Here is a 13,574-nt window from a genome sequence, read left to right as displayed (position 1 = left end):
TTGTTAGTTACGGTACAGCACCTTAATGATGTGATAGCCGAACTGGGTGTGCAGCGGGCCAGTCGGCTCCAGCACCGGGCAGGAGAACACCACTTTATCGAACGCCGGAACCATCTGACCCTGGCGGAATTCCCCTAAATCCCCACCGCGTTTGCCTGACGGACAGGTAGAGTGCTTCTTCGCCAGCTTTCCGAAATCGGCGCCGTTTTTAAGTTGTTCCAGAAGATCCAGAGCCAGTTTTTCTTCTTTTACAAGGATATGCAGTGCTGCTGCTGTTTTTGCCATGATATGCGCCTTCGAAAGGGGTCAATAAGGCTGGCGATTTTAGCACGCGTTATCGGCGATATAACACCTTGATGATGTGATAGCTAAATTTGGTTTTCACCGGCCCGTAAGGTTTCAACAATGGGCAACTGAAGACGGCGTCATCGAACGGTTTCACCATCATGCCCTGTTTGAATTCGCCTAAATCGCCGCCGTTGCGCCCGGACGGACAGCTAGAATAGCGTTTTGCCAGATGGTCAAAGCTGACGCCGCGATCCAGTTTGGCGAGGATCTCCAGGGCGAGTTTTTCGGTTTTGACCAGGATGTGCAGGGCTGCGGCGCTCTTTGCCATGGTGAGGTTCTCATCGAGTTGTACTGTTAAACACTTTACCATTCGGCGGGTAAATCTCAGCGCAACTTTCTGCTACAATCCTCCCCCCGTTCGAAGATTGAGCAATATTCCTATGCGTTTAAACCCCGGCCAACAACAAGCTGTCGAATTCGTTACCGGCCCCTGCCTGGTGCTGGCGGGCGCGGGTTCCGGTAAGACTCGCGTGATCACCAATAAAATCGCCCACCTGATCCATCAATGCGGCTATCAGGCGCGACACATTGCGGCGGTCACCTTTACCAATAAGGCGGCGCGCGAGATGAAAGAGCGTGTCGCGCAGACGCTGGGGCGCAAAGAGGCGCGCGGCCTGATGATCTCGACGTTCCACACTCTGGGGCTGGACATCATCAAGCGCGAATACGCCGCATTGGGAATGAAATCCAACTTCTCTCTCTTCGACGATACGGATCAGGTCGCCCTGCTGAAGGATCTCACCGAAGGGTTGATCGAAGACGATAAAGTGCAGCTGCAACAGCTGATCTCGACGATCTCCAACTGGAAAAACGATCTGAAATCACCCGCGCAGGCGGCGGCTGGCGCGAAAGGCGAGCGGGATCGTATTTTTGCCCACTGTTATGGCCTGTACGACGCGCATATGAAAGCGTGCAATGTGCTCGATTTCGATGACCTGATTTTACTGCCGACGCTGCTGCTGCAACGTAATGAAGAGGTGCGCGAGCGCTGGCAGAACAAGATTCGCTATTTGCTGGTGGACGAATATCAGGATACCAACACCAGCCAGTATGAGCTGGTAAAGCTGCTGGTAGGGCAACGGGCGCGCTTTACCGTGGTAGGCGACGATGACCAGTCGATTTACTCCTGGCGCGGCGCGCGTCCGCAAAACCTGGTGCTGCTGAGCGAGGATTTTCCGGCGCTACAGGTGATTAAGCTTGAGCAGAACTACCGTTCCTCCGGGCGTATTCTGAAAGCGGCGAATATCCTGATTGCGAATAACCCGCACGTTTTTGAAAAACGGCTGTTCTCTGAGCTGGGTTACGGGAAGGAGCTCAAAGTGCTGAGCGCCAACAATGAAGAGCATGAAGCCGAGCGCGTAACCGGCGAGCTGATCGCCCATCACTTTGTGAACAAAACGCAGTATAAGGATTACGCCATCCTTTATCGCGGCAATCACCAGTCGCGGGTGTTCGAAAAATTCCTGATGCAGAACCGCATCCCGTACAAAATTTCCGGCGGCACGTCGTTTTTCTCGCGTCCGGAAATTAAAGATCTGCTGGCGTATCTGCGCGTGCTAACCAACCCCGATGACGACAGCGCGTTCCTGCGTATCGTCAACACGCCGAAGCGTGAAATCGGCGCGGCAACAATGCAAAAGCTGGGCGAGTGGGCGATGACCCGCAATAAAAGCCTGTTTGCCGCCAGTTTTGATATGGGCCTGACGCAGACGCTCACCGGGCGCGGCTACGAATCCTTAACCCGTTTTACTCAGTGGTTAGCTGAAGTGCAGCGTCTATCCGAACGTGAACCCATCGCGGCGGTGCGCGACCTTATCCACGGGATTGATTACGAGTCCTGGCTGTTTGAAACCTCCGCCAGCCCGAAAGCTGCCGAAATGCGCATGAAAAACGTCAATACGCTGTTTGGCTGGATGACGGAAATGCTGGAAGGAAGTGAAATCGACGAACCGATGACCCTGACGCAGGTAGTCACCCGCTTTACGCTGCGCGATATGATGGAGCGCGGAGAAAGCGAAGAAGAGCTGGATCAGGTACAGCTGATGACCCTGCACGCGTCGAAAGGCCTGGAATTCCCGTACGTGTTCCTGGTTGGGATGGAAGAGGGGTTATTACCGCACCAGAGCAGCATCGATGAAGACAACGTCGATGAAGAGCGCCGTCTGGCCTACGTGGGCATTACCCGCGCGCAGAAGGAACTGATTTTTACCCTGTGTAAAGAGCGCCGTCAGTACGGCGAACTGGTGCGCCCGGAGCCGAGCCGCTTTTTACTGGAGCTTCCGCAGGATGATTTACAGTGGGAGCAGGAGCGTAAAGTGGTCAGCGCTGAAGAGCGGATGCAGAAAGGGCAGAGCCATCTGGCGAATCTGAAAGCGATGATGGCGGCGAAACGCGGTCAATAAAACAGTGCCGGGGAGCGGCCTCGCCTTACCCGGCCTGATATAGCAAAAATTCTCTGTAGGTCGGATAAGCGAAGCGCCATCCGCTTTTTTACTGCACGATCAAAGGCCAGTGCACATAGCTCTGCCACTGACACTCCTGATCGACAATCTCTTTACCCAATGGATGATGTTCCAGCCAGCCCGCAGGTAGTCTCAGCGTCAACGTCTCTTCATTGGCCGTAATCGTGATTTGCGGCAACAGGTCGTCGCGGCGGCGGTTGGCGAAGATAATCGCCAGGCGCAGCAGACGACACAGATGCTCGGCCACGCGTGGCGGCACGGCATTTTGCTGATGCAATGAGGAGAGATCGATAGCGTTGGTTTGGTTGAGCAGCAGCGTCGCCAGCAGTTTTTTCTGCGCGGGCGTAAAGCCTGGCAAATCAAGGTTGCGTACCAGATACGCCGCATGTGCTGGCGCTTGTTTGAAATCGACGCTCAAACCAATTTCATGAAGATGACAGGCACTTAGCAGCAGTTCGCGGCTTAATGGCTCAATATCCCACTGTTTTTCGATTTGATCGGCAAAGTGAGACGCCAGCTGCGACACGCGCGCCGCCTGTTCTGTATCGACAATAAACCGGCGCTGCACGTTGCGCAGCGTGCGGCTGCGGATGTCTTCGTCCACCGCCAGATGCAGCATGCCGTAAACCAGGCCTTCGCGCAGGGCGCCACCGGCCAGCGTCATACACTGGATATTCAGCTCAGTGAAAATGGCGATTAAAATCGCCAGGCCGCTCGGGAACACTAACGCGCGTTCCAGCGTCAGGCCTTCGATTTCCAGCTCTTCCAGACGTCCACACTGAATCGCACGCTGTTTTAACTGCTGAAGTTTGGCAAGCGTAATGCGCTCGTCCATCCCCTGCGCCATCATGATTTCCTGCAACGCCTGTACCGTACCAGACGCCCCTACGCACACTTTCCAGCCATGTGCGCGCAGTTCATCGGCGACCGGGCGCAGCACATCGCGCGCGGCTTTTTCCGCCTCGTCGAAGTTTTCCTGCGCCAGATTACGATCGGTAAAGAAACGCTCAAGCCAGGTGACGCAGCCCATCGACAGGCTGAACAGCGAAGTGGTTTGCGCACCTTTGCCCGTGACCAGCTCGGTACTGGCGCCGCCGATATCCACGACCAGACGACGATCGTCGCCGCCTGTAGTGTGTGCCACACCCTGGTAAATCAGGCGCGCTTCTTCTTCACCGCGAATCACCTGCACCGGGCAACCAAGAATCTCCTGCGCTTTATCGAGGAAGTCTTGTGCATTGACGGCCAAACGAAGCGTTGCGGTTGCGACGACGCGAATTTGCGGCTGGGGAATATCCTGTAAACGCTCGGCAAACAGGCGCAGGCATTGCCACCCACGCTCCATCGCTTCTGCCGACAGAATATTATCGCTGCTCAGGCCAGCAGCCAGACGGACTTTGCGCTTGATGCGCGTCAGCGTCTGAATACTTCCAGCCACCTCACGAACAACCAGCATATGGAAACTATTGGAACCAAGGTCTATAGCTGCATACAGCGAGGTGGAGCTGGGCATATTCTTTTAACCTGAACGACGACGATTACGCGGCGCACCGGAACGGCGCGGACCATTGCCCTGACGCACGCGCGTCAGACGTAACGGTTTCGGCAGATCGGTTAACAGCGCATCGGGGTTGTACTTACTGACCGGAATGGAGTGACCGATATAGGCCTCAATCGCCGGCAGGTTCAGCGCGTACTCTTCACAGGCGAGGCTGATAGAGTGACCGCGTGCGCCCGCGCGACCGGTACGGCCAATGCGGTGAACGTAGTCTTCGCAGTCGTCCGGAAGATCGTAGTTAAAGACGTGCGTAACGGCAGGAATATGCAGGCCGCGCGCGGCAACGTCGGTCGCAACCAGAATATCGAGGTCGCCACGGGTAAATTCTTCGAGAATACGCAGACGTTTCTTCTGCGCCACGTCGCCGGTCAGCAGACCTACGCGATGGCCATCTGCCGCCAGGCTGCCCCAGATATCTTCACAACGGTGCTTGGTGTTGGCGAAGATAATGGTGCGATCTGGCCACTCTTCTTCTAACAGCGTTTGCAGCAAACGCATTTTTTCTTCGTTAGACGGATAGAAGAGCTCTTCTTTAATACGGTGGCCCGTTTTCTGCTCAGGCTCGACTTCAACGTATTCGGCGTTGTTCATCTGTTCGAACGCCAGTTCGCGAACACGGTAAGAAAGGGTGGCAGAGAACAGCATGTTCAGGCGCTGGTTGGCTGGTGGCATACGACGGAACAGCCAGCGGATATCTTTAATGAAGCCCAGATCGTACATGCGATCGGCTTCGTCCAGCACAACAACCTGAATTGCCGCGAGGTTAATGTGGTTTTGCTTCGCGTAGTCGATCAGACGACCGGTGGTGCCGATAAGAATATCAACGCCGCTTTCCAGCACTTTCAGCTGTTTATCGTAGCCGTCGCCGCCGTAGGCCAGCCCCAGTTTCAGGCCCGTTGCCTGAGCCAGCGGCTCGGCATCGGCGTGAATCTGCACGGCGAGCTCACGCGTCGGCGCCATGATCAGCGCGCGCGGTTGGTTCACCTGGCGGTCAGCAATTGCCGGGTGAGAAAGAAGATAATGAAACGTTGACGTCAGAAACGCCATCGTTTTCCCGGTACCGGTTTGCGCCTGCCCGGCAACGTCACGGCCCGCCAGCGTCAGCGGGAGTGCGAGTGCCTGAATGGGCGTACAATTATGAAACCCTTTAGTTTCAAGGGCTTCAATCACCTTCGGATGCAGGGCGAAGTCGGAAAACTTCTGTTCTGTTAAATGTGTTTTGCTCATAGTGTGGTAGAATATCAGCTTACTATTGCATTAAGAAAGCGTATCCGGTGAAATAACGTCAACCTTTGTTGGCGAAAGTAGAATCAACACGCCGTTGATTAATGCTACACAACACATCAGGCTTATTCCTGTGGAGTTATATATGAGCGATAAAATTATTCACCTGACTGACGACAGTTTTGACACGGACGTACTCAAAGCTGACGGGCTGACACTCGTCGATTTCTGGGCAGAGTGGTGTGGTCCGTGCAAAATGATCGCCCCGATTCTGGATGAAATCGCTGACGAGTATCAGGGTAAACTGACCGTTGCTAAACTGAACATCGATCAGAACCCGGGCACCGCGCCGAAGTATGGCATTCGTGGTATCCCAACCCTGCTGCTGTTCAAAAACGGCGAAGTGGCTGCAACCAAAGTGGGCGCACTGTCCAAAGGTCAGCTGAAAGAGTTCCTCGACGCTAACCTGGCGTAAGAGATCCTTATACGGGCGTGCAGTGGTCCTAAAATAGCCAGGACTCTGGACGCCCGGCTTCAGTCGTGCTAAGTTAACTTTGACTTCGTTTTAAACATATCTTTGTTTGAATCTTGTTCGACCCGATACTTCCCGTTGGTACAACGCGTGAAGTTGACAGATTCCTGGCTTGTCACTCTTTCCGTCTTGTCGTTTCAGCTCTGTGTACGCTCTTGTTACCAGACCGCGAACAGACATGAGTTGATGGCCGTAAACAGGCATGGATGACCCTGCCATACCATTCACAACATTAAGTTCGAGTATTACCCCGAGTTTAAGAACCCACACCATTATGAATCTTACCGAATTAAAGAATACGCCGGTTTCTGAGCTGATCACTCTCGGCGAAAATATGGGGCTGGAAAACCAGGCTCGTATGCGCAAGCAGGACATTATTTTTGCCATCCTGAAGCAGCACGCAAAGAGTGGCGAAGATATCTTTGGTGATGGCGTACTGGAGATATTGCAGGATGGATTTGGTTTCCTCCGCTCTGCAGACAGCTCCTACCTCGCCGGTCCTGATGACATCTACGTTTCCCCCAGCCAAATCCGCCGTTTCAACCTCCGCACAGGTGATACCATCTCTGGTAAGATTCGTCCTCCGAAAGAGGGTGAGCGTTACTTTGCGCTGTTGAAAGTTAACGAAGTTAACTACGATAAGCCGGAAAACTCGCGCAACAAGATCCTGTTCGAGAACTTGACCCCGCTGCACGCAAACTCTCGTCTGCGCATGGAACGTGGTAACGGTTCTACCGAAGATTTAACCGCACGTGTGCTCGATTTGGCCTCGCCAATTGGCCGTGGTCAGCGTGGTCTGATTGTGGCACCGCCGAAAGCCGGTAAAACCATGCTGCTGCAGAACATCGCGCAGAGCATCGCTTACAACCACCCAGACTGCGTACTGATGGTACTGCTGATTGACGAACGTCCGGAAGAAGTGACCGAGATGCAGCGTCTGGTGAAAGGTGAAGTTGTCGCTTCTACCTTTGACGAACCGGCATCTCGCCACGTTCAGGTTGCGGAAATGGTTATCGAGAAGGCGAAACGCCTGGTTGAGCACAAGAAAGACGTGATCATCCTGCTCGACTCCATTACCCGTCTGGCGCGTGCCTACAACACCGTCGTACCGGCTTCCGGTAAAGTGTTGACCGGTGGTGTGGACGCCAACGCCCTGCATCGTCCGAAACGCTTCTTCGGTGCCGCGCGTAACGTGGAAGAGGGCGGCAGCCTGACCATCATCGCCACGGCGCTGATCGATACCGGTTCCAAAATGGACGAAGTTATCTACGAAGAGTTTAAAGGTACAGGCAACATGGAACTGCACCTCTCTCGTAAGATTGCTGAAAAACGCGTCTTCCCGGCTATCGACTACAACCGTTCCGGTACCCGTAAAGAAGAGCTGCTCACCACTCAGGAAGAGCTGCAGAAAATGTGGATCCTGCGCAAAATCATTCACCCGATGGGCGAAATCGATGCGATGGAATTCCTCATCAATAAACTGGCGATGACCAAAACCAACGACGACTTCTTCGACATGATGAAACGTTCGTAAACATCGTTGAGTAGAAAAACGCCACGCTTTGCGTGGCGTTTTTGTTTTGCAGTTCCATACTGTCAATTAATAACAAATTTATCACTGATAGTTATCCTTTACGGCGACAGGATTGCTTTGTTCGTAGAATTGGTTGTAAATCAGTCGATTTTTGGCAAATCTCATCCGACTTCCTCTTCTGATAAAGGCCTATCGTGGGTATACTTTCGCTATTAATATTCTCTGCGAGTATATATTGTGAGTTTGCTGACCGTCGGTGCTGATCTGATCAGTATTTTCTTGTTCACGACCCTGTTCCTCTTTTTTGCGCGCAAAGCAGCGAAAAAAGTGGGTTTGGTGGACAAACCTAACTACCGTAAGCGTCACCAGGGATTAATTCCGCTGGTTGGCGGGATTTCTGTGTACGCAGGGATCTGCTTCACCTTCGGTATCGTGGACTACTACATCCCTCACGCTGAACTCTACCTGGCCTGTGCCGGCGTTCTGGTCTTTATCGGCGCGCTGGATGACCGCTTTGACATCAGTGTCAAAATTCGCGCCACGATTCAGGCGCTGATCGGCATCGTGATGATGGTGGTGGGCAAACTCTATCTTAGCAGCCTGGGCTATATCTTTGGTTCCTGGGAGCTGGTGTTGGGGCCGTTCGGTTTCTTCCTGACGCTGTTCGCCGTGTGGGCCGCCATCAACGCCTTTAATATGGTGGATGGTATTGATGGCCTGCTGGGCGGGCTTTCCTGCGTCTCCTTTGCGGCGATGGGACTGATTCTGTGGTTTGACGGACAGACCAGCCTGGCGATGTGGTGCTTTGCGATGATCGCCGCCATTCTGCCGTATATCATGCTTAACCTCGGTATTCTGGGCCGCCGCTATAAAGTCTTTATGGGCGATGCGGGCAGTACGCTTATCGGCTTTACCGTTATCTGGATCCTGCTGGAAACCACGCAGGGTCAACGTCACCCGATTAGTCCGGTTACGGCCTTGTGGATTATTGCGATTCCGTTGATGGACATGGTTGCCATCATGTATCGTCGTCTGCGCAAAGGGATGAGCCCATTCTCTCCAGACCGCCAGCACATTCATCACCTGATCATGCGCGCCGGTTTTACTTCCCGTCAGGCATTTGTCCTAATTACGCTTGCCGCTGCGCTTCTGGCCTCCATTGGTGTGGCCGCGGAGTATACTCACATCGTGCCGGAATGGGCCATGCTGATATTATTTTTGGCTGCTTTTTTCCTGTATGGTTACTGCATCAAAAGAGCGTGGAAAGTGGCGCGTTTTATCAAACGCGTGAAGCGCAGAATGCGCCGCAACAGTGGCAAAACACAAAACTTAACCAAGTAATACTGGGGATGTAATGACTCAACCATTACCGAAAGCGCCGCTGCAAGGTGCTGAGAATGAACTGGATATTCGCGGTCTGTTTCGCGCGTTGTGGTCGGGAAAACGTTGGATTATTGGCTTTGCGGTTCTGTTTGCCGTCATCGTCCTGATTTATACCTTTTTTGCCCGTCAGGAGTGGAGTGCTACAGCGATCACCGATCGCCCAACGGTGAACATGCTGGGCGGCTACTATTCCCAACAGCAATTCCTGCGTAATCTTGATGCGAAGGCGAGTCCGGCAGGCACTATCCAGCCTTCGGTAATGGATGAGGCGTATAAAGAGTTCATCATGCAACTCGCCTCATGGGATACGCGTCGCGATTTCTGGTCGCAGACCGATTACTACAAGCAGCGCATGGTGGGGAATTCTCGCGCCGATGCGGCGTTACTTGATGATCTTATCAACGACATTCAGTTTATGCCGGGCGACGTGCTTAAAAGCGTGAGCGACAGCGTGAAGCTGACGGCGGAAACCGCGCCGGACGCCAACAACCTGTTGCGCCAGTACGTGGCATTCGCCAGCCAGCGTGCGGCGGGTCATCTTAACGATGAGCTCAAAGGTGCCTGGGCGGCGCGGACTATCCAAATGAAAGCGCAGGTCAAACGCCAGGAAGAAGTGGCGCAGACCATCTTTAAGCGCCGCATCCATAGTGTAGAATCTGCGCTGAAAGTCGCGGAGCAACACAATATTTCCCGCAGCGAAACGGACGTTCCCGCGGAGGAACTCCCGGATTCCGAACTGTTCATGCTGGGCCGCCCGATGTTGCAGGCGCGTCTGGAAAACCTTCAGGCCAGCGGGCCGACCTACGATCTGGATTACGATCAGGGTCGCGCCATGCTCAACACGCTCAATGTTGGCCCAACACTCGACCCGCGCTTTCAGACATATCGTTATTTGCGTACGCCAGAAGAACCTGTAAAACGCACCAGCCCACGCCGCGCATTCCTGATGGCGATGTGGGGTATCGTAGGTGCGCTGGTCGGTGCGGGTGTTGCGCTGACGCGTCGTCGCGTCCAGTAACTGCATCGTCATAATGAAGGGCGATGGGCCTGTCTCATCCAATCGAAGAGAATCGATGTGAAAGTACTGACTGTATTTGGTACGCGTCCGGAGGCGATCAAGATGGCGCCTCTGGTTCATGCGCTGGCAAGAGATCCTCATTTTGAGGCCAAAGTCTGTGTCACCGCACAGCATCGTGAGATGCTCGATCAGGTGCTAAATCTCTTCTCTATCGTCCCTGATTACGACCTCAATATTATGAGTCCGGGTCAGGGGCTGACGGAAATTACCTGCCGAATCCTCGAAGGATTAAAGCCGGTTCTGGAATCATTCAAACCGGACGTCGTGCTGGTGCACGGCGACACCACGACAACCGCTGCCGCGAGTCTGGCCGCTTTCTATCAACGTATTCCGGTCGGTCACGTCGAAGCCGGGCTGCGAACCGGTAATCTCTACTCTCCGTGGCCGGAAGAAGCCAACCGTACCCTGACCGGGCACCTGGCCATGTATCACTTCGCGCCGACGGAAACGTCGCGCCAGAATCTGCTGAAAGAGAACATCGCTGACACGCGTATTTTTGTCACCGGCAACACGGTCATCGATGCGCTGTTTTGGGTGCGCGATCGCGTGCTGAGCAACGAAACGCTGCGCAATGCGTTGTCACAGCGCTATCCTTTCTTAGCCAACGGTAAAAAGATGATTCTGGTTACCGGCCATCGCCGTGAAAGTTTTGGCCGTGGATTTGAACATATCTGCCATGCGCTGGCTGAAATCGCCGCTACCCATCCGGACGTGCAAATTGTCTACCCGGTGCACCTCAACCCGAACGTCAGCGAGCCGGTAAACCGCATTCTGGGCCATGTGGAAAACGTCATTCTGATTGAGCCGCAGGATTACCTGCCGTTCGTCTGGCTGATGAATCACGCCTGGCTTATCCTCACCGATTCCGGCGGTATTCAGGAAGAAGCGCCGTCGTTGGGTAAACCGGTACTGGTGATGCGTGACGCAACCGAACGCCCGGAAGCAATTGATGCCGGCACGGTACGCCTGGTGGGCACCGACAGCCGTCGAATTGTCGAAGAAGTATCGCGCTTGCTCCATGATGAAAACGAATATCAGGCGATGAGCCGCGCACATAACCCGTATGGTGACGGCCTGGCATGCGAACGTATCTTATCAGCCCTTAAAAGTAATCAGGTAACGCTATGAGTTTCTCTACCATCTCGGTAATTGGTCTTGGCTATATTGGCCTCCCTACTGCGGCGGCCTTTGCTTCCCAGCAAAAAGAGGTCATCGGCGTGGATATCAACCAACACGCGGTTGATACGATTAACCGTGGCGAAATTCATATCGTTGAGCCAGACCTCGACAAAGTTGTGAAGACGGCGGTAAGCGCAGGCCATCTGCGCGCGACCACCACCCCGGTAGAAGCGGATGCCTATCTGATTGCCGTGCCGACGCCGTTTAAAGGCGATCATGAGCCGGATATGGTCTTTGTTGAAGCGGCGGCGAAGTCGATTGCGCCGGTGCTGAAAAAAGGCGCGCTGGTGATCCTTGAGTCAACCTCGCCGGTGGGCGCGACGGAGCAAATGGCTGCCTGGCTGGCTGATTTGCGCCCGGATCTTACCTTCCCGCAGCAGGCGGGTGAGCAGGCGGATATTAACATCGCCTACTGCCCGGAGCGCGTATTGCCGGGGCAGGTGATGGTCGAGCTCATCAAAAATGACCGCGTAATTGGTGGTATGACGCCGGTGTGCTCCGCGCGCGCCAGCGAACTGTACAACATTTTCCTCGAAGGCGAATGTGTGGTGACTAACGCCCGCACGGCGGAGATGTGCAAGCTGACGGAAAACAGCTTCCGCGACGTTAACATCGCCTTTGCCAACGAACTTTCGCTGATTTGCGCCGATCAGGGGATAAACGTCTGGGAACTGATTCGCCTGGCGAACCGTCACCCGCGCGTAAACATTCTGCAACCGGGCCCGGGCGTGGGCGGACACTGTATTGCGGTCGATCCGTGGTTTATCGTGGCACAGAATCCTCAGCAGGCGCGCTTGATTCGCACCGCCCGCGAAGTAAACGATCACAAACCATTCTGGGTGATTGATCAGGTCAAAGCCATCGTGGCGGATTGCCTGGCGGCGACCAACAAACGCGCCAGCGAACTGAAAATTGCCTGCTTCGGCCTGGCATTTAAACCCAACATTGATGACCTGCGTGAAAGCCCGGCAATGGAAATCGCCGAACTGATTGCCCAATGGCACGCCGGTGAAACGCTGGTCGTCGAACCGAACATTCATCAGTTGCCGAAAAAACTCGACGGGCTGTGTACGCTGGTTTCTACCGCCGATGCGCTGGCTCAGGCAGATGTCATCGTCATGTTGGTCGATCACAATGAATTTAAAGCCATCGCCGCCGAGAACGTGACGCAGCCCTTTATCGTAGATGCGAAAGGGGTGTGGCGTTGAAACGGATTCTGGTCACCGGCGGGGCCGGGTTTATCGGCTCGGCGGTCGTGCGTCACATTATCGAACACACGCAAGATGCCGTCGTGGTCGTCGATAAACTGACTTACGCGGGAAATCTGGCGTCGCTGGCCCCCGTCGCGCATAGCGAGCGTTTTGCGTTTGAGCAGGTCGATATCTGTGACAGCGCGGCGCTCACGCGTGTCTTTGACGAATACCAACCGGATGCGGTGATGCATTTGGCGGCGGAGAGCCATGTCGACCGTTCTATTGACGGCCCGGCTGCTTTTATCGAAACCAATATTGTTGGCACTTACACGTTGCTGGAAGCGGCGAGAAGCTACTGGAATACGCGGGCAGATGAAACAAAATCGGCGTTTCGCTTCCACCATATCTCGACCGACGAAGTGTATGGCGACCTGCACTCATTGGATGATTTCTTTACCGAAACCACGCCTTACGCGCCCAGCAGCCCTTATTCCGCGTCGAAGGCAAGCAGCGACCATCTGGTGCGCGCATGGCTGCGTACCTATGGCCTGCCGACGCTGATCACCAACTGTTCCAATAACTATGGTCCGTATCACTTCCCGGAAAAGCTAATCCCGTTGATGATCCTTAACGCGTTGGCGGGGAAATCGCTACCGGTGTACGGTAACGGCCAGCAGATCCGCGACTGGCTGTATGTGGACGATCACGCGCGCGCGCTGTATCGGGTAGTGACAGACGGCGTGGTAGGCGAAACCTACAATATCGGCGGCCATAACGAGCGTAAAAACCTTGAGGTGGTCGAGACCATTTGTGCGCTGCTGGAAGAACTGGTGCCGAAGAAGCCGCAGGGCGTTGCACACTATCGCGATCTCATCACCTATGTTGCTGACCGGCCGGGGCACGATCTGCGTTATGCAATCGATGCGTCGAAAATCGAACGTGAACTGGGCTGGGTGCCTGAAGAGACATTCGAGAGCGGAATGCGCAAAACCGTGCAATGGTATCTTGCCAACGAAACCTGGTGGAAACAGGTGCAGGACGGCAGCTATCAGGGCGAACGTTTAGGTCTGAAGGGTTAACCCG

The 13,574-nt window shown here is 54.4% G+C and carries 12 protein-coding genes; 8 read left to right on the top strand and 4 right to left on the bottom strand.

The genetic code is table 11. The features are described from left to right. Positions 1 to 3: 3 nt before the first annotated feature. Together ppiC (G163CM_RS17200) and ppiC (G163CM_RS17195) are read right to left on the bottom strand one after the other, a co-directional pair. The gene (ppiC, locus tag G163CM_RS17200) at positions 4 to 285 is read right to left on the bottom strand and encodes a peptidylprolyl isomerase PpiC (protein WP_015966460.1); all 282 of its coding nucleotides are present in this window, start codon (positions 283 to 285) and stop codon (positions 4 to 6) included. Between the two features lie 49 nt (positions 286 to 334). Further along, on the bottom strand, positions 335 to 616 hold the full coding sequence (gene ppiC, locus G163CM_RS17195) for a peptidylprolyl isomerase PpiC (protein WP_231825736.1): 282 nt from the start codon (positions 614 to 616) through the stop codon (positions 335 to 337). 112 nt (positions 617 to 728) lie between these two features. Between ppiC (G163CM_RS17195) and rep the strand changes: the two genes are divergently transcribed. Then, the gene (rep, locus tag G163CM_RS17190; protein ID WP_231825735.1) at positions 729 to 2,750 is read left to right on the top strand and encodes a DNA helicase Rep; all 2,022 of its coding nucleotides are present in this window, start codon (positions 729 to 731) and stop codon (positions 2,748 to 2,750) included. 88 nt (positions 2,751 to 2,838) lie between these two features. Here rep and gppA read toward each other — a convergent pair whose 3' ends face one another. Then, positions 2,839 to 4,323 carry a guanosine-5'-triphosphate,3'-diphosphate diphosphatase gene (gppA, locus tag G163CM_RS17185; RefSeq protein WP_015966457.1) on the bottom strand — a complete coding sequence of 495 codons (1,485 nt, stop codon included), beginning with the start codon at positions 4,321 to 4,323 and terminating at the stop codon, positions 2,839 to 2,841. Positions 4,324 to 4,329: 6 nt separating this feature from the next. After that, the gene (rhlB, locus tag G163CM_RS17180; protein ID WP_231825734.1) at positions 4,330 to 5,595 is read right to left on the bottom strand and encodes an ATP-dependent RNA helicase RhlB; all 1,266 of its coding nucleotides are present in this window, start codon (positions 5,593 to 5,595) and stop codon (positions 4,330 to 4,332) included. A 142-nt stretch (positions 5,596 to 5,737) separates the two neighbouring features. Between rhlB and trxA the strand changes: the two genes are divergently transcribed. The 7 genes from trxA to rffG all read left to right on the top strand — a co-directional run bounded on the left by trxA (position 5,738) and on the right by rffG (position 13,570). Continuing rightward, complete coding sequence (trxA, locus tag G163CM_RS17175) at positions 5,738 to 6,067, top strand: thioredoxin TrxA (RefSeq protein WP_004386384.1); 330 nt, start codon at positions 5,738 to 5,740, stop codon at positions 6,065 to 6,067. Between the two features lie 331 nt (positions 6,068 to 6,398). Next, positions 6,399 to 7,658: a transcription termination factor Rho gene (gene rho, locus G163CM_RS17170; RefSeq protein WP_001054528.1), complete on the top strand. Its 1,260-nt coding sequence runs from the start codon at positions 6,399 to 6,401 to the stop codon at positions 7,656 to 7,658. A 237-nt stretch (positions 7,659 to 7,895) separates the two neighbouring features. Continuing rightward, positions 7,896 to 8,999 (top strand): UDP-N-acetylglucosamine--undecaprenyl-phosphate N-acetylglucosaminephosphotransferase, encoded by a 1,104-nt coding sequence (wecA, locus tag G163CM_RS17165; protein WP_231825733.1) that lies wholly within the window; start codon positions 7,896 to 7,898, stop codon positions 8,997 to 8,999. A gap of 13 nt (positions 9,000 to 9,012) precedes the next feature. Next, positions 9,013 to 10,059 (top strand): ECA polysaccharide chain length modulation protein, encoded by a 1,047-nt coding sequence (gene wzzE, locus G163CM_RS17160; protein WP_231825732.1) that lies wholly within the window; start codon positions 9,013 to 9,015, stop codon positions 10,057 to 10,059. A 57-nt stretch (positions 10,060 to 10,116) separates the two neighbouring features. Beyond that, on the top strand, positions 10,117 to 11,247 hold the full coding sequence (gene wecB / locus G163CM_RS17155) for a non-hydrolyzing UDP-N-acetylglucosamine 2-epimerase (protein WP_231825731.1): 1,131 nt from the start codon (positions 10,117 to 10,119) through the stop codon (positions 11,245 to 11,247). Then, positions 11,244 to 12,506, top strand: a complete 1,263-nt coding sequence (gene wecC, locus G163CM_RS17150) for a UDP-N-acetyl-D-mannosamine dehydrogenase (RefSeq protein ID WP_231825730.1) — start codon at positions 11,244 to 11,246, stop codon at positions 12,504 to 12,506. Before wecB ends, wecC begins: the two co-directional genes overlap by 4 nt. Then, a complete protein-coding gene (gene rffG / locus G163CM_RS17145; protein ID WP_231825729.1) occupies positions 12,503 to 13,570 on the top strand; it encodes a dTDP-glucose 4,6-dehydratase in 1,068 nt (355 codons plus the stop codon). Before wecC ends, rffG begins: the two co-directional genes overlap by 4 nt. Positions 13,571 to 13,574 lie beyond the last annotated feature (4 nt).

It is taken from the genome of Pseudocitrobacter corydidari (genome assembly GCF_021172065.1).
GTDB classification, from domain to species: Bacteria; Pseudomonadota; Gammaproteobacteria; order Enterobacterales; family Enterobacteriaceae; genus Pseudocitrobacter; species Pseudocitrobacter corydidari.
The sequence above is the reverse complement of the archived record's forward strand: the minus strand, read 5'-3'. Positions and strand labels throughout refer to the sequence as shown.